We start from the raw sequence: 16,639 nt of genomic DNA on the forward strand, positions 1-16,639 counted from the left end.
AGACTTTCGGACGAACAGGCAGCATCGCCCGGCCTGCCGGTACATATGGGAGCGGGTCCGATGGCTTCGCTCTATCCGGCGAGCACCGATAGTGACGAAACCGCTTTCCTACATTCGAACCGATCGGCACGATGCCGCACGCTCTTTGTCATCGTCCGCCCCGACCACGACACGCGTCGGCTGTCACGCCCCATGTCGAATACGGCGACCGCGACAGCGCGCGTTATACGTTGCGAGTGTGACTTTCGTGACCTTTGGCGAATTCCGCGTATCATCATCGACACATAGCGGGGCGAGAATGGCGTGCCGGACGGGACAGGGCGCTCGTGCCCCCGCCCCGCGCGGTCAGTCGAACGCCTTCACGATTTCCTCGACCATCTTCTTCGCGTCGGCCAGCAGCATCATGGTATTGTCCATGTAGAACACCTCGTTATCCACCCCGGCATAGCCGACGCCGCCCATCGACCGCTTGATGAACAGCACGGTCTTCGCCTTTTCGACGTCGAGCACCGGCATGCCATAGATCGGCGATGTCTTGTCGGTCTTCGCCGCCGGATTGGTCACGTCGTTCGCGCCGATCACGAACGCGACGTCGGTCTGCGCGAATTCGGAGTTGATGTCCTCCAGCTCGAACACATCGTCATAGGGCACGTTCGCTTCGGCCAGCAGCACGTTCATATGCCCCGGCATCCGCCCCGCGACCGGGTGGATCGCGTATTTCACGCGGACGCCATGTTCCTTCAGCTTGTCGCCCATCTCGCGCAGGGCATGCTGCGCCTGCGCCACCGCCATGCCGTATCCTGGTACGATGATGACCTGTTCGGCCTGTTGCAGCAGGAACGCGGCGTCCTCCGCGGACCCGCGCTTCCACGGCCTGTCGATCGCCGCCGCGCCGCCGCCGCCGCTGTCGGTCGCGCCGAAACCGCCCGCGATCACGCTGATGAAGCTGCGGTTCATCGCGCGGCACATGATGTAGCTCAGGATCGCGCCCGACGATCCGACCAGCGCGCCGGTCACGATCATCGCGGTGTTGCCCAGCGTGAAACCCATCGCGGCAGCGGCCCAGCCCGAATAGCTGTTCAGCATCGACACCACGACCGGCATGTCCGCTCCGCCGATCGGGATGATGAGCAGGAACCCGATCGCGAACGACAACACGACGACCACCCAGAACGGCCATGTGTCCTGCGTATGCGCGAACTGCGCGACGAGGATCAGGATCGCCGCCAGCGTGACGAGGTTGATTGCGTGCCGTCCGGGCAACAGGATCGGCTTGCCGCTCATCGAACCGTTCAGTTTCAGGAACGCGATAATCGATCCCGAAAAGGTGATCGCGCCGATCGCGACGCCCAACCCCATCTCGACCTTGCTGACCGGGTTGATGACCGCGAACGGCTGGCCGATCATCGGCACGACCAGCGACGAAATGCCGAACGCCGCCGGATTCAGATACGCGGCGACCCCAACCAGCACGGCGGCCAGCCCGACCAGCGAATGGAACGCGGCGACCAGCTGCGGCATCGCCGTCATCGCGATGCGTTTTGCGGTGGTCAGACCGATGACCGCGCCGATCGCGATGGCGGCGAGGATCTCGGCGGCGCTGGCCCAGTCGGTCGTGAACGTTGGAATCGTGCCGTCGATGCCGACGCTTGCCCCCGTCGCGCTTACCCACGGCCAGTGGGTCGCGAGCGTGGTGACGACCGCGATCCCCATGCCGATCATGCCCATCCGGTTGCCCCGGCGGCTGGTCGCGGGCGACGACAGCCCGCGCAGCGCGAGGATGAAGCACACCCCCGCGATCAGATAGGCAAGTGCGACCCATGGATTGACGGGAGCGGCCTCGTGCATCGTCTCAGCCCTTCTTCTTGTACATGGCGAGCATGCGTGCGGTCACGGCGAACCCGCCGAAGATGTTAATGCTGGCCAGCACCACGCCCAGCAGCCCCAGCCACTTCGCCCCCGGCACCCCGGCGGCGGCGGCGGCGATCAGCGCGCCGACGATGATGACCGACGAGATCGCGTTGGTGACCGCCATCAACGGCGTATGCAGCGCGGGCGTCACCGACCACACGACATAATAGCCGACGAAACATGCCAGCACGAAGATCGACAGAATCGAGACGAAGTCCATGGGACTACTCCAGCGGGATGGAAAGAACGGCGACAACAGACGCCTCGCCACGGGACAGGCTTGGATTCGCAGCGTTGAGATGCGCGAAAACCGTCAACGAGCCGGTCGCGGGAGCCTCTTCGCGGACGTCGACGGACACCCGCCGCGCAACGGTGTACAGGACCGTACGCCCGTGTCCGCGTCGCATGGTCGGCCGGACCGGATCGGGTCGCGCCCACGAACCGCGATCATGCGCGTCGCGGTCGATCCCGATCCCCAGCGCGGTGTCATGGCAACGCAAATCCGCCACGTACGGCCCGACGGGATGATGACGCTGAACGTTCGCGCCCGCTTGTCCACTACGTCCACGCTGCCATGCCGACGCCTCCGGAAGCGACAACGCGTGTCTTGGCCGACATATGATCGCTACTTCGACGCGGCGGAGCTTATGACGCCCGTCACGACGCGACACGCCGGTGCCTCGCCCCATACCGGAAAGGATATTCGCGACCATCGCGCCGCCACGCTGCGCGCGGTCCCCTGCCCGACGCACAACATGCCCAGGATCGATAAGGACCGCCGTTCCCCTCACCGCTTGCCCAGCACCAGTTCCGCCAGCAACCGCTGGATCGCGGCCGGATCGGCCTTGCGGCTGACCTTCAGCGTCATCGGCGTCGACGCGCCGGTCACCCACAGGTTCAGATCGCTGTCGAGGTCGAACGTTCCTGCGCTTTCGACCGAAAAGCGTGTGATCGAGCGATACGGCACGCTCTGGAACGATATCTTCGACCCCGTAATCCCCTGCACGTCGACCAGCACGAAGCGCAGGTTGGTCAGGAACGCGGTGTCGCGCAGCGAACGGAACGCCGCCAGCACCTCTTCGCCCGCGATCAGCGCGTGACCATAGGTTTCGCGGATTTCAGCGGGTTCGACCTCATGGCTGCTGAACAATCCCATTACGCCGCTCCCGTCAGTTTCGGGTGCACCACTGCGCCGCCGCGTGTCAGCACGATCCCCTGCGTCACTTCGTCCTCGGGCGGCAGCACCGGCCGACCCGCATCCTTATCCCAATAGGCGGAGAGGAAATTGTACAGGTTGCGGGCGAACAACGCCGATGCGTCGGCGGCCAGTCGGCTTGGCACGTTGCGATGCCCGACGATCTTCACGCCGTGCCGCACGACGATCTCACCCGCCGCCGCGCCCTCGACATTGCCGCCCTGCTCGACCGCCAGATCGACGATCACGCTGCCCGCGCGCATACTCGCGACCTGCGCATCGGTGATGAGCCGCGGCGCGGGGCGGCCGGGGATCAGCGCGGTAGTGACGACGATATCCTGCTTCGCGATATGCGCGGACACCAGCTCGGCCTGCGCCGCCTGATATTCGGCGCTCATCTCACCGGCATAGCCGCCCGCACCCTCGCCTTCGATTCCCGCCACCTTCTCGACGAAGATCGGCTTTGCGCCCAGCGACTGGATCTGTTCGCGCGTCGCCGACCGCACGTCGGTGGCGGACACCTGCGCACCCAGCCGTCGCGCGGTCGCAATCGCCTGCAACCCCGCCACGCCGACGCCCATCACGAAGACGCGCGCCGCCGATACCGTGCCGGCTGCGGTCATCATCATCGGAAAGGCGCGACCATATTCGGCGGCGGCGTCCAGCACCGCCTTGTATCCCGCCAGATTCGACTGCGACGACAGGATGTCCATCGACTGCGCACGCGTGATGCGCGGCATCCACTCCATCGCCATCGCCTCGATGCCCAGCGCGGCATAATCGTCGATGCGTGCACGATCCCCCGACGGGTTCAGTCCGGCGACCAGCCACGCGCCGGGCTTCACGCCGCCAAGGCTGTCAGGGGCCGGCCCCGACACGCCCAGCACGATATCCGCCCCGGCCAGCGTTTCGCCGCGCGTCGCGACGGTCGCCCCGGCAGCGGCATAGGCCGAATCGTCGATCGACGCGCCGGTCCCCGCCGCCGTTTCCACGGCGACGTCGGCACCCAGCGTGATGAATTTCCGGACGGTTTCGGGGGTTGCGGCCACCCGACGCTCGCCGGGTGCCTGTTCGGCAAGGACCGCGATCCGCATATCAGTCCGCGATCAGCCAGATGACCAGCGCGGCGAGCAGCGCACAGACGATCGCTCCCCACATGAACCAGCGCAGGAAACTGCTGTACGTTCCCGCATGTGCGGGTGGTCGGCCGTCGGTCGCCATCGAACCCCTCTCAGATTCTTGTCGTTCCCGACTGTCTAGCCTGCACGGCCGCCATCGCCAAGTGCCAGCGCGAACGGGGAAACCCTTTGTGGAATCGGTCCGAGGTATCGGACAGCGCGCAGGCGAACCGCCCTGCCATGTTAACACCGGATGGCTCCGCCATTAAGCCGCCCTTTACATACGGACGCCTACACCCTGCTCCGATACGGGACGACAGGGACAGAATGGCGATGGCGCGAGGCGGGCAGCGAGTGCTGATGGTGATCGACGACGAACCGGCGCAGCGCCGGCTGGTCGCAGCGATCGCGGGCCGGCGCGGATGGCGCACGATCTTTGCCGGGGATGCCGACAGCGCCCTCGCGACGCTGGGCACGGCGGACGGCATGGCGCTCGACGCGGTGCTGCTCGACCACTGGTCCCCCGATTGCGACGCGACGTCGCTGATCGCGGAATTGCGCCGCAACCGCCCTGCCCTGCCCATCCTGATGCTCACCGCTAACGGATCGGTCGCGAGCGCGGTATCGGCGATGCGCAGCGGTGCCAGCGACTTCCTCGTCAAGCCGCTCGCCGCCGAACGGCTGCTCGCCGCGCTGGAAGCGGCGACGGGCGGCGAGACGGCGGGCGAGCTGCGTCCGTTAACCGAAAAACTGTCGATGCCGCTGGCGTTCGACGAGATCGTCGGGTCGGCCCCGAAATTCCGCGCGGCACTGGCCATCGCGGCAAAGGCGGCGCGCGCCCGCGTCCCCGTCCTGCTCGAAGGCGAGAGCGGCGTCGGCAAGGAAGTCGTCGCCGAAGCGATCCACGCTGCCTCCCCCCGCGCGAAAAAGGCGATCGTCCGCGTCAATTGCGGCGCGATCCCCGCCAACCTGGTCGAAAGCGAGCTGTTCGGCCACGAAAAGGGCGCGTTCACCGGCGCGTTCGAACGCAAGATCGGCCGGTTCCAGGAAGCCGATGGCGGCACGCTGTTCCTCGACGAAGTCGGCGAAATGCCGTTCGAGGCGCAGGTCAAGCTGCTGCGCGTCCTGCAATCGGGCGAGGTCCACCCGGTCGGCGCGCGCAACGCGATCGAGGTCGACGTGCGCGTCGTGGCCGCCACCAACAAGACGCTGACCGAGGAGGTCGAGGCCGGACGCTTCCGCGAGGACCTGTATTACCGCCTCAACGTCGTGCAGGTCACGATCCCCCCGTTGCGCGAACGCACCGGCGACATTCCCGCGCTTGCCCGCCACCTGATGGCGCGCATCGCCGAACAGCCGGGGCTGCGGCAGCTGGGCATCACCGACGATGCGATCGCGCTGCTCGGTTCCTATGCGTGGCCGGGCAACGTCCGCCAGTTGCAGAACGCGCTGTTCCGTGCGGCGGTGCTGTGCGACGGCGACGCGCTGACCCGCGCCGACTTTCCGCAGATCGCCCAACTGGCCGGCGGTCCGGGACCGATGTCGGCACTGCCGCAGCACCGCCATGTCGATGCCGGCGGCGTGACGCTGTTCCGTCCCGACGGCAACCTGCGCGCGCTGGACGAGATCGAGGCCGACGTCATCCGCCTCGCCATCGGCCATTATCGCGGGCGCATGACCGAAGTTGCGCGCCGGCTCGGCATCGGTCGCTCGACGCTGTACCGCAAGCTGGGCGAACTGGGCATCGACCAGAACGCCGCCTGACGCGCGGCGCGTCGGCGTGGGCAGATACAAAGGCGCGAACGCACCGGACGGTCGCCCTAGACCCGGACCTCGCGCCACGCGCCCGGCGCAAGGCCGTCCAGCGTCCATTCCCCGATCCGCCAGCGCACCAGCCGCAGCGTCGGCAGGCCCACCGCCGCCGTCATCCGCCGCACCTGCCGGTTGCGGCCTTCGCGGATCGTCAGCGACAGCCAGTGGTCGGGCACCGATTTGCGGAACCGCACCGGCGGATCGCGCGACCACAGCGCGGGCGGATCGATCGCGGCGACCTCCGCCGGTCGCGTCGGCCCGTCGTTCAGCACCACCCCCTGCCGCAACCCGTCGAGCGCCGCCGCATCCGGCGCACCTTCAACCTGCACGAGATAGGTTTTCGCCAGCTTGAACCGCGGGTCCGCGATCCGCGCCTGCAACGCGCCATCGTCGGTCAGGAGCAGCAACCCCTCGCTGTCCCGGTCCAGCCGACCGGCGGGATAGACGCCCGGCACGTCGACATGATCCGACAGCGTCGCCCGCGCGGTCGGGCTGCCGCGATCGGTGAACTGCGACAGCACGCCATAGGGTTTGTTGAGCAGGATCAGGCGGGCCATCGCCAGCCTGTCGCCCACGCGATGCCGGTTGTCGAGCGGCCTTGGAGGCGGATCACACGGCGTGATCCGTCCAAAGGTCACGAAAGTCACACTCGCTACGCTTTTGACGATGGCCGCAGGTATCGGCGTCGCGCGACGAAGAATTCGGTTGTCAAAGAACGGTGTGGAGGATGGCAGAGGCCCGACCTGTAGGACAGCGAATGCTGAATCGCCTGAAAATGCGCCCGCGTCACCCTGCCGACGCAGGGTCGCCCCCCTTCAGAAAGGAGCGGTAGAGCCACGATCACGCGCCGCTACGCCACCGCCGACGACAGCCCGCAACATCGCCATCCTTTCCGACACGGGCATCTTCGCCGGTTCGGAGATCGCCACCTTTCGCCGTGCCAAGCGACTATGGGAAGGACATCGCGTCGTTAAGGGGTCTTAGTCCCCAACGGAAAGTCGAAATGACAACTACCCCCCCAATTTTGGACCTTCCACATCTCCACTCCGATGCCGAGATTTCTCGCGGTAATCTTTAGATACCATGGCCGATCAAACCACGCGCGTAAGAGCAAACGAACAAATCAATGGACTGCTCTTACGCGCCGCTGAGAATAGGCCTACGACCCTGACCTAGTTTAGCCTGACACCTTGCGATTGAAGGCTACCATCGCTTCACGTTCGAACGTCAAGCTCCCGTCGATGAACGCTTGGGTGATGAGTTCAACGTTGTGGGGCGAGCGGGCCTTATCAGCATACGAAAGCGCCTTCGCCAAGCCGACGGCATCGAGCTCCGTGCAATAGGCGGGCGCGCCCGGCTGGAAACGCCAGGACTCCGATATAGGGCCGGCGTCCACGGCATCGAAACCCGTATCATCGACCAAGCGCGACACTACGGATTTAGCAGCCTCATCATCGCCACCGATCGGTATGGCAAGTCTGGAAGCTGAACCACTTTCTGATCCGGCTTCGTTGAGTGTGAAGGACAGAAGGGCGTTCCAGGCTTTCACGAGAGGCCGTCCCATCTGCTCACTGCTCCAGACAGTTTCCAGCTTTCCTTTATCCACCTCTTCAACCCTGCCGTCCCGTGCGGGGTAGTAGTTTGACGTGTCGATGATGATCACGCTCGCGGGAACATTTGCGAGCACCGGCGCAAGTTCTGGATTTCGAGCAAACGGAACGGAAAGAATGATCACATCGACGTCCTTGACGGCATTCTCACGGGTGACCGCCTCGATCGCCGTACCATTCACGACCTCCCTGAGCGTTTCGGGCGCCTTTGAATTGGCCAGCTTCACGTCATAGCCAGCTTTGTCCAAAATCTGAGCCAGACTTGCCCCGATGTTTCCTGCGCCGATGATTCCGATTTTCATTAAATGTTCCGATCATGAATGTTGCCTTGCTGGTTAAATAGCGTTAGCTCCACACATCGCAAGAACTCACCGAAAGGTGGGGTACATACCAAAAGGTAAGTGCATGGATCGTGATTGCCAGAACCAGGACCCGAGGCAGCAGCTCATTTGGGCAGCGGCAACAAGCGAGACCCTGCGTGTGCTCGAAGGCAAGTGGAAGATCGCGATCATCGTCCAACTCTTCGCGGCAAGAGAACCGGTGCGATTCTCCGAACTGGAGCGCCGCGTTGAGGGCGTGAATCAGAAAATGTTGATCCAGCAGCTCAAGGAACTGGAGAAGGACGGCATCCTCACGCGGACTGTCTATCCTCAAGTTCCACCGAAGGTGGAATACGCTCTGACCGACAAAGGGTACGCGCTCGGCCCTTCGATCGAAGCCTTAGTCAACTGGGCGGTGGAGCAGGGCTCGTTGAAAAATGAGGTTACCAAGACGGCGTGAGGTCATTAGGCGCTTCTCTTGTCCAGACGGCAGGTTCTGTTTTCCACCCAAACTCGGTCGTTCCTCGAATTCGATCGTTTCCGAGAATGCCGACGGCGTCAGCAAACGTCGGCTATCGCCTTCCAATCTTCCGGGATGCAGCCGGACCGCTCCACCACTTCCACACATTCGGCCACCGTCGTAAGCACCGGCCATGACCGACCCCCGCAACATCGTCATCCTCACCGGCGCGGGCATTTCCGCCGAATCGGGGATCGCCACCTTTCGCGGTCCCGGCGGGCTGTGGGAGGGGCATCGCGTCGAGGACGTCTGTACGCCGCAGGCGTTGCGGGCCGACCCCGATCTGGTCCACCGCTTCTACGACCTGCGCCGCGCCGCATTGACGAGGGTCGAGCCGAATGCGGCGCATCATGCGCTGGTGCGGCTCGATCGCGACTGGGCCGGCGACCTGTTGCTCGTCACACAGAATGTCGACGACCTGCATGACCGCGCCGGATCGCGGCGCCTGCTGCACATGCATGGCGAATTGAAATCGCGGCTGTGCGCGGCATGCGGGGATCGCGCACCGCATGACGGCGACCTGCCGCCGGGCAGCGCCTGCCCCGCCTGCCATGCCCCGGCGCTGCGCCCCGACATCGTGTTCTTCGGCGAAATGCCCTATGCGATGGAACGGATCGAGGACGCGATCCTGTCGTGCGACCTGTTCGTGTCGATCGGCACGTCGGGCGCGGTCTATCCGGCGGCGGGGTTCGTCGAACTGGCGCGCCATGCCGGTGCGGCGACGCTGGAACTCAATCTGGAACGATCGGCGGGCAGCGCCCGGTTCGACGACAGCCGGCTGGGCGCGGCGGGCACGCTGGTGCCGGCATGGGTCGATGCGGTGCTGACCGGCGCGGCATAGCCGCCGCGCTCCGGCGGTGCCTATTCGACCCAGTCGAGTCCGATATCGCGGTACAGCATCCGGTCTTCTTCCCAATTGGGTTTGACCTTCACGTGCAGGTACAGGTGCACGCGCACGCCCAGCAATTCCTGCAATTCCTTGCGCGCGGTCGCGCCGATTTCCTTGATCCGCTGCCCGCCCTTGCCCAGCACGATCGCGCGCTGCGTGTCGCGTGCGACGAAGATCTGCTGGTGGATCTCGACCGACCCGTCGTCGCGTTCGAGATAGCGTTCGGTATCGACCGCGCTGGCATAGGGCAGTTCCTCGTGCAGCTGGTGATATAGCTGCTCGCGCGTCACTTCCGCCGCCAGCATCCGGTCGGTGGCGTCGCTCACCTGATCCTCGGGGAAGTGCCACGGCCCTTCGGGCATGCGCTTGGCCAGCGCCGCCTTCATTTCGGGCAGGCCGTCGCCAGTCTGCGCGCTGACGAAGAAGGTTTCGTCGAACGCCGCCATTTCGTGCAGCCGCGCGGCATGGTCCAGCAGGCGCGGCTTGTCGGCGATGTCGACCTTGTTCAGGATCAGCAGCTTGGGTTCCTTGCGGGTCGCCAGCGGCTCGACGATCGCGCGGACCTTCGGCCCGATGCCGCCCCGCCCGTCGACCACCACCGCGACCGCATCCGCGCCGTGCGTGCCCTCCCACGCCGCCGATACCATCGCGCGGTCTAGCCGCCGTTTGGGTTCGAAGATGCCGGGGGTGTCGACCAGCAGCAACTGGGTGTCGCCTTCGATCGCGATGCCCATCAACCGGGTGCGCGTCGTCTGCGCCTTTGGACTGGTGATCGCGACCTTCTGTCCGACCAGCGCGTTGACCAGCGTCGATTTGCCGGCATTGGGCGCGCCGACGATGGCGACGAGGCCGCACGACTGGGAGGATGGGGTCAATTCACTGGCTTTCGGACGGGGTAAACCCGCCCCATACCCGTCCGACGCCCGTTGCGGAAGGGGCCGGACGGATGCGGCGGGTTCAGCCTTCGGACTCGAACTCTTCCCGAACCTCGCGAATGCTGTCGTCGATGTCTTCCAGCGCCTCGCGACGCTGTTCGGCCGACAGGCCGGGCTGCGTCGCCAGCGTCTGCCGCGCCGCGCGCAGTCCCGACATCGCCGCCGCCAGCCCGGCGCGGGCCGCCGATCGTGCCTCCACCGCCGAAGCATGGGCCAGCCGCACCTCGACCGCCGCCTCGACGCCGATCTGTTCGGCACGGTCGGTGCAGATGATGATCCGCCGCTTCGTACCGCTGGTTTCGTTGATCGACACCTGTCGCCGGTTCGGGCCGTCGATGCCGCATTTGCGTTCGATCACTTCGGGCACCGACGCGACGATCGCGTCGACATCCGCATCGCTCATCGGCCCGTCGCGGCGCACCTGACGCAGGATGATCTGACGCGGCTTGCCGTCGGCACCCGTCGTGGTGCGGCGGGTTTCCGTCGTGGTTTCCGACACCGGCGGGGCGGGATCGGCGGGGTCGGCGGGAACTTCGGGCGTGGTAATGGGGGCGGCCTGCGCAGCCTGCGCCGTGACCAAGGCGATCGGGGCGAGCGCCTCTGCCGCCTGCAGTTCGACGGCGGCGAGCTCGACGCCGGTCACGCGCTCGACGCCGGTGCGGATCGTTTCCGCCGCCTCGGTCCCCGATGCGGTGGCGCCCAGTGCGACGACGGCCAGCGCCAGCGTGGCGGTGCTGGCGATACGGCGGGTCGTCGGCGACATGACGCGGTGTTTGGACAACATGACCAGTCTCCCCTTCAGTTCGTTGATGCTGTGCAGATGGCAGGCGGCGGACATTGCGCCGCCATGGGCGGATTTGACGATCGCGCTGGCATAGGCGTGGCGGACGCGCGGCGTGGCGCGGGCAAGGACCATCGCATCGCACGCCATTTCCTGATCGGCGCGGAACGCCCGGAATGCGCGCCACGCGACCGGATTGAACCAGTGGCAGCCAAGGATCACCAGTGCGGCCCAGTTGGCGAGCAGGTCGCCGCGCGCATGGTGGCCCAGTTCGTGCGCCAGCGCCAACGCCTGCTCCTGCGGATCGTATCGCTCGGCGAAATCGGCCGGCATCGCGACGTATCGCCGCCATACCCCGAACGCCAGCGGCCCGGCGGCATGGCGCGTTTCGATCACGCGGACATGCCCCTGCGCGACCCCCCGCCCCTGTCCCGACGACAGGATACGGGCGCAGAAACGGCGATGCGCGACGATATGCCACGCGACGAAGCCGATCGCCCCGACCGCCCACAGCGCGACGACCGCCACCGGCACGTCGGCCATGCCCCAGCCCTGCGGCAGGGCGGGCACGTCGGCGATCGGCACGAACATCATCACCTGTCCGGGGTCGGTCGCCGCCCCGATCGGTGCGAAATCGACCGGTCGCCATGCATCGGGAATGGGCGGCAGCACCATGCGCAGCGCGGGCAGCGCCCACAATGCATAGGCGGCGTGCGGTCCGAACCGGCGGGCGACCGCCCCCCGGATCGCCAGTACCAGCAGCATCAGCAGCGTTGCCGCCACCAGCGTTTCCACCGCCCATCCGATCATTGTTTCAGCGCCTTCAACAGAGCCTCGATCTCGTCGATCTCGCGCGCGCTCAACTGATCGCGTTCGGCGAGATGCGCGACCAGCGGCGTCAGGCTTCCGCCGAACAGCCGGTCGATGAACTTTTGCGATTCCCCCGCGACATAATCCTCACGGACGACCAGCGGACGATAGCGATAGCGCCGTCCGTCCTCGTCGGCGGCGATCACCGTCTTGGCGAGCAGCCGTCCCAACAGCGTCTTGACGGTGTTCGCGCTCCATCCGCGCGCGGGGGCGACGCGGTCGACCACCTCCTGCGCGGTGAGCGGGTTCTGGTCCCAGAGCACTTCCATCACGGCATGCTCGGCATCGCTGATTCGTTCGGCCATGGCGCATGACTACACCTGTGATCGTCGCGCTTACAAGTGTAATCTTCGAGCCTTCGCGGCGGTGGATCGAACGGGCAAACTGCCACCGGATGCGCGACGTCGGCGCCATCGGAGCGATTCGGGTCGCGGCCCGTTTCTTGTGCGCAACGATGGGAAGCATGGCATGGCCGACGACGCGACTGCCGAAACGCTGGCCGATTCGGTCGACGACGCGATGTTCGCGAAATCACGGCCGCCGGTCGGCCGGATGGCGCTGCTCGGGATCGGTGCCGGGGCGCAGATCGCGTTCGGCGCGATCGGCTATCTGGTCGGGCATGCCGCGATGCCCGCCGATGGCGCGACGCAGTTGCTGTCGGGTCTCGCCTTCTCGGTCGGGTTGATGCTGGTGATGGTGACCGGCACGCAATTGTTCACCGGCAACACGATGCTGGTGCTTCCGGCGGCGCAGGCGCGACTGGGGGTCGGCGAAACCGTGCGCGACTGGGCGATCGTGTGGAGCGCGAACCTGATCGGATCGATCGTCATTGCCGCGCTGTTCGTCGCATCGGGCGCGACCGGAGCGCTGGACGGCGCGGTCGGACGGGCGGCGCTGGCGACGGCCGAGACGAAGCTCGGCAAGGACTGGGTCGAAGTGATCGCGTCGGGCATTCTCGCCAACATGCTGGTCTGCCTCGCGGTATGGATGGCGATCGGTGCAAAGTCGGTCGGCGGCAAGATCGCGGGCGTGGTGGGGCCAGTCACGCTGTTCGTCGCGGCGGAGTTCGAACATTCGGTCGCGAACATGGCGTTGCTGCCGATCGCGTGGGGCGTCGATCCGGGCGCGGTGCCGGCGGGCGCGCTGGTCGCCAACCTGTTGCTGGCGACGACGGGCAACATCATCGGCGGGTCGCTGGTCGCGGTCGTGCTGGCGGCGGGGCACGGCACGCTGATCGAGCATGACCATCCCCGGACGTGAAGAAGGCCGCCGGGGTCTCTCGACACCCGACGACCTTCAGCATGGTCAGCGGCCGGAAGTTCCAGCCCGGGAGACCATGCGAGCCGCATGTCTGTCGGCCACGGCGTTTACCGGGGAACATACCCCCGCACGCGGCCAGTCGACACCTTAGCGGCGCGTCTCCCGAACGAACTGAACCGAACCCACTGCTGAACCATGAGACATCGGATCACCTCCTTTCGCTAGTTAAAGCCTGCGCGCCCCGACTGGTGACGCGACCAGAATGTGTGGCATGCCGGGCCTTAGCGCAAGACTTGAATCGTACCGTTTTCTGGGGATGATCGACGCCCCGGATCAGCCGCGGCAATCTTCGGTCACGCGCAGGATTTCGGCCCATGCCGGCAGGACGAGGCGACCGACGCCCGCGCCTTCCACCACGAAGCGTCCCCGGCTGAACCCCATCGCGTCGAGCAGCCGGTCGGCGGCGGGCAGCACCGCCGCGACGCCACCGGGCGCGGGCCGCACGGCAAGGCTGCGCTGCGTGCTGGAGGTGCGGATCGCCACCGTTCCCGCCGCCGGGGCCGCGCTGGCCAGCGACAGCGTGACCTGTCGCGCCGCACGGTCGCAGGTCAGCGTCGCCACCGGTGCCGCGCCGCGCACGCCGAAACTGGCCGCCGATCCACCCGACAGTCCGCGATACTGCCAGTCGCCCGGCGTCAGCGCCCAGTCGCGCCAGTCGGACGAGGCGGGCGGCGGCGCGGGCAATACCGGCTGCGGACGCGGTGCCGGCCGGGGCGCGGGTGCCGTGGCCGGGGGCGCGGCGGCGGGCGGCACGCAACCGGCAAGCAGGACGATCGGGGCGAGCGGAAACAGGATACGCATGCCGACCTTATGCGGCATGGTCCCGCCCGCCTCAACCGTCGCGGTGTCGATCGGCAAGACGCCGTCGCGGGACCGGTCCGGTCCGTCGCGCAAGGGGGGTCAGCGTTTGCGCGCCGTCCCCGCCATCCGCACCGCCTTCTGCTTGCCGTACCGGGTCTTGCGCGTGCCGGGCTTCCCCTCGTTCGACCGGCCCATCACCGGCGCCTTATGCTCCGACGCGGGCAGGCCCAATTCCTCGCTTTCGAGCGATCGGATCTCGTCGCGCAACCGGCCCGCCGTCTCGAACTCGAGATTCGACGCCGCCTCGCGCATCTGCTTTTCGAGGCTTTCGATATAGGACCGAAGGTTGTGGCCGACCATGTGGCGCGGACCGTCGTCGATCTCGACCGTGACCTGATCCTTCGACGCGACATGCGCGATGATGTCGCCGATGTTGCGCTTGATCGTGGTCGGGGTGATGCCATGCGCGGCGTTATATTCGCGCTGCTTCTCACGCCGGCGATCGGTTTCCGCGATCGCGCGTTCCATGCTGCCGGTCATGCGGTCGGCGTACAGGATCACCCGCCCCTCCACGTTGCGCGCGGCGCGGCCGATCGTCTGGATCAGCGAGGTTTCGGACCGCAGGAACCCTTCCTTGTCGGCGTCGAGGATCGCGACCAGCCCGCATTCGGGGATATCCAGCCCCTCGCGCAGCAGGTTGATGCCGACCAGCACGTCGTACACCCCCATGCGCAGGTCGCGGATCAGTTCGATGCGCTCCAGCGTCTCGACGTCGCTGTGCATATAGCGGACCTTGAGACCCGCCTCGTGCATGAATTCGGTCAGATCCTCCGCCATCCGCTTGGTCAGCGTGGTGACCAGCGTGCGATAGCCCATCTCCGCCGTCTTCTTCGCTTCGAAGATCAGGTCGTCGACCTGTTCCTCGACCGGCTTGATCTCGATCGGCGGATCGATCAGCCCGGTCGGGCGGATCACCTGTTCGCTGAATACGCCGCCGGTCTGTTCCAGCTCCCATCCGCCCGGCGTGGCGGACACGCACACCGTCTGCGGGCGCATCGCGTCCCATTCGTTGAAGCGCAACGGCCGGTTGTCGATCGCCGACGGCAGGCGGAATCCATATTCGGCCAGCGTGATCTTGCGCCGGTGATCGCCGCGCGACATGCCGTTGATCTGCCCGATCGTCTGGTGACTCTCGTCGACGAACAGCAATGCGTTTTCGGGCAGATATTCGAACAGCGTGGGCGGCGGCTCGCCCGGCAGGCGACCGGTCAGGAAACGGCTGTAATTCTCGATCCCCGCGCACGAACCCGTGGCGGCGATCATCTCCAGATCGAAATTGGTGCGCTGTTCCAGCCGCTGCGCTTCCAGCAGCTTGCCCTCCATCACCAATTCCTTGAGCCGTTCGGCCAGCTCATGCTTGATCGCCTCGCCCGCCTGTTTCAGCGTCGGGCCGGGCGTGACGTAGTGCGAATTGGCGTAGACGCGGATCGAATTGAGGTTCGCGACCTTCTTGCCGGTCAGCGGGTCGAATTCGACGATTTCCTCGATATCGTTGCCGAAAAAGGTGATCCGCCACGCGCTGTCGTCATAATGCGACGGGAACAGTTCCAGCGAATCGCCGCGCACGCGGAAATTGCCGCGCTGGAACGCGGCGTCGTTGCGCTTGTATTGCAGCGCGACCAGCTTGCGCACGATCTCGCGCTGGTCGACCACATCGCCCTTTTTCAGGTCGAAGATCATCGCCGAATAGGTTTCGACCGATCCGATCCCGTACAGGCACGATACCGACGCCACGATGATGCAATCGTCGCGTTCCAGCAGCGACCGCGTCGCCGAATGGCGCATCCGGTCGATCGCCTCGTTGGTCGAGCTTTCCTTTTCGATGTACGTATCGGACCGGGCGACATAGGCCTCGGGCTGATAGTAATCATAATAGCTGACAAAATATTCGACGGCATTGTCGGGAAAGAACGACTTCATTTCCCCGTACAACTGCGCAGCGAGAATCTTGTTGGGCGCAAGGATCAACGCGGGGCGTTGCAGTTCCTCGATCGTCTTGGCCATGGTGAACGTCTTGCCCGACCCGGTGACGCCCAGCAGCACCTGATCCCGCTCCCCCGCCCGCGCCGCCGCCACCAGTTCGCGGATCGCCGTCGGCTGATCGCCGGCGGGTTCATATTCGGACTGGATGACGAAGCGCCGCCCCGCATCGACCTTGGCCGGACGCGACGGGCGGTGGGGAATGAACGTCTGACCGGTTTCCGGTTCGGACAGGTCGGTACGGATCTGGATCGCCATGCACGGAATATGGGTTGCGTGGAACGGGACGGCAACATCGGAAACAGGACGGTTCGGTTCAGGCGGAAGCGCGGGGGCGCGAAGGCGCGGAGGGGGGAAGCGCGGAGGCGCTACGTGCATGGCAACCTGCCCGATCATCGTCACCCCAGCGCAGGCTGGGGTCTCCCGATCGGGAGCGCCCGCCCTGCCGCGGGAGACCCCAGCCTGCGCTGGGGTGACGGAACCGGGGTTGCCACGCCCACGACATTCCTCCGCGCCT

At 66.1% G+C, this 16,639-nt stretch carries 17 protein-coding genes; 4 read left to right on the top strand and 13 right to left on the bottom strand.

What is annotated here, in order from left to right; all coding sequences use genetic code 11:
* Positions 1–345: 345 nt before the first annotated feature.
* From IFT55_RS12305 to IFT55_RS12330, 6 genes are all read right to left on the bottom strand, one after another.
* Entirely contained in the window at positions 346–1,848 is a 1,503-nt protein-coding gene (locus tag IFT55_RS12305) for an NAD(P)(+) transhydrogenase (Re/Si-specific) subunit beta (protein WP_192092419.1), read from the bottom strand.
* A gap of 4 nt (positions 1,849–1,852) precedes the next feature.
* Positions 1,853–2,131 (bottom strand): NAD(P) transhydrogenase subunit alpha, encoded by a 279-nt coding sequence (locus IFT55_RS12310; RefSeq protein WP_192092421.1) that lies wholly within the window; start codon positions 2,129–2,131, stop codon positions 1,853–1,855.
* A 4-nt stretch (positions 2,132–2,135) separates the two neighbouring features.
* Positions 2,136–2,624, bottom strand: a complete 489-nt coding sequence (locus tag IFT55_RS17790; protein ID WP_192092423.1) for a DUF559 domain-containing protein — start codon at positions 2,622–2,624, stop codon at positions 2,136–2,138.
* Between the two features lie 74 nt (positions 2,625–2,698).
* Positions 2,699–3,067: a PH domain-containing protein gene (locus tag IFT55_RS12320; RefSeq protein ID WP_192092425.1), complete on the bottom strand. Its 369-nt coding sequence runs from the start codon at positions 3,065–3,067 to the stop codon at positions 2,699–2,701.
* The gene (locus tag IFT55_RS12325; RefSeq protein ID WP_192092427.1) at positions 3,067–4,200 is read right to left on the bottom strand and encodes a Re/Si-specific NAD(P)(+) transhydrogenase subunit alpha; all 1,134 of its coding nucleotides are present in this window, start codon (positions 4,198–4,200) and stop codon (positions 3,067–3,069) included. Before IFT55_RS12325 ends, IFT55_RS12320 begins: the two co-directional genes overlap by 1 nt.
* A gap of 1 nt (position 4,201) precedes the next feature.
* Positions 4,202–4,327 (bottom strand): aa3-type cytochrome c oxidase subunit IV, encoded by a 126-nt coding sequence (locus tag IFT55_RS12330; protein WP_192092429.1) that lies wholly within the window; start codon positions 4,325–4,327, stop codon positions 4,202–4,204.
* A gap of 230 nt (positions 4,328–4,557) precedes the next feature.
* Here IFT55_RS12330 and IFT55_RS12335 point away from each other — a divergent pair, with 230 nt between their 5' ends.
* Positions 4,558–5,988, top strand: coding sequence for a sigma-54-dependent transcriptional regulator (locus IFT55_RS12335; RefSeq protein ID WP_192092554.1), 1,431 nt, complete (start codon positions 4,558–4,560; stop codon positions 5,986–5,988).
* 56 nt (positions 5,989–6,044) lie between these two features.
* Here IFT55_RS12335 and IFT55_RS12340 read toward each other — a convergent pair whose 3' ends face one another.
* A complete protein-coding gene (locus tag IFT55_RS12340) occupies positions 6,045–6,593 on the bottom strand; it encodes a pseudouridine synthase (RefSeq protein ID WP_192092556.1) in 549 nt (182 codons plus the stop codon).
* Positions 6,594–7,213: 620 nt separating this feature from the next.
* Positions 7,214–7,948, bottom strand: a complete 735-nt coding sequence (locus tag IFT55_RS12345; RefSeq protein ID WP_192092431.1) for an NADPH-dependent F420 reductase — start codon at positions 7,946–7,948, stop codon at positions 7,214–7,216.
* A gap of 103 nt (positions 7,949–8,051) precedes the next feature.
* On the opposite strand from IFT55_RS12345, the gene IFT55_RS12350 reads away from it, so the two are divergent.
* Entirely contained in the window at positions 8,052–8,426 is a 375-nt protein-coding gene (locus IFT55_RS12350; RefSeq protein ID WP_192092433.1) for a winged helix-turn-helix transcriptional regulator, read from the top strand.
* 193 nt (positions 8,427–8,619) lie between these two features.
* Positions 8,620–9,327: an NAD-dependent deacylase gene (locus IFT55_RS12355; RefSeq protein WP_192092435.1), complete on the top strand. Its 708-nt coding sequence runs from the start codon at positions 8,620–8,622 to the stop codon at positions 9,325–9,327.
* Between the two features lie 20 nt (positions 9,328–9,347).
* On the opposite strand, the gene era is transcribed toward IFT55_RS12355, so the two are convergent.
* The 3 genes from era to IFT55_RS12370 all read right to left on the bottom strand — a co-directional run bounded on the left by era (position 9,348) and on the right by IFT55_RS12370 (position 12,266).
* Positions 9,348–10,250 carry a GTPase Era gene (era, locus tag IFT55_RS12360; protein ID WP_192092437.1) on the bottom strand — a complete coding sequence of 301 codons (903 nt, stop codon included), beginning with the start codon at positions 10,248–10,250 and terminating at the stop codon, positions 9,348–9,350.
* Between the two features lie 82 nt (positions 10,251–10,332).
* Positions 10,333–11,901 carry a M56 family metallopeptidase gene (locus IFT55_RS12365; RefSeq protein ID WP_192092439.1) on the bottom strand — a complete coding sequence of 523 codons (1,569 nt, stop codon included), beginning with the start codon at positions 11,899–11,901 and terminating at the stop codon, positions 10,333–10,335.
* Complete coding sequence (locus tag IFT55_RS12370; RefSeq protein ID WP_192092441.1) at positions 11,898–12,266, bottom strand: BlaI/MecI/CopY family transcriptional regulator; 369 nt, start codon at positions 12,264–12,266, stop codon at positions 11,898–11,900. The genes IFT55_RS12365 and IFT55_RS12370 overlap by 4 nt, the downstream gene beginning before the upstream one ends.
* Positions 12,267–12,429: 163 nt before the next feature.
* On the opposite strand from IFT55_RS12370, the gene IFT55_RS12375 reads away from it, so the two are divergent.
* Positions 12,430–13,221 (top strand): formate/nitrite transporter family protein, encoded by a 792-nt coding sequence (locus IFT55_RS12375; protein ID WP_192092443.1) that lies wholly within the window; start codon positions 12,430–12,432, stop codon positions 13,219–13,221.
* Positions 13,222–13,554: 333 nt separating this feature from the next.
* Here the strand turns inward: IFT55_RS12375 and IFT55_RS12380 are convergent, their stop codons facing one another.
* Together IFT55_RS12380 and uvrB are read right to left on the bottom strand one after the other, a co-directional pair.
* On the bottom strand, positions 13,555–14,175 hold the full coding sequence (locus IFT55_RS12380) for a hypothetical protein (protein WP_342029307.1): 621 nt from the start codon (positions 14,173–14,175) through the stop codon (positions 13,555–13,557).
* A gap of 6 nt (positions 14,176–14,181) precedes the next feature.
* Positions 14,182–16,380 carry an excinuclease ABC subunit UvrB gene (gene uvrB / locus IFT55_RS12385; protein WP_192092445.1) on the bottom strand — a complete coding sequence of 733 codons (2,199 nt, stop codon included), beginning with the start codon at positions 16,378–16,380 and terminating at the stop codon, positions 14,182–14,184.
* Positions 16,381–16,639: the final 259 nt, after the last annotated feature.

Origin of the sequence: Sphingomonas sp. CFBP 13720 (assembly GCF_014842075.1) — a bacterium.
Taxonomy (GTDB): Bacteria; Pseudomonadota; Alphaproteobacteria; order Sphingomonadales; family Sphingomonadaceae; genus Sphingomonas.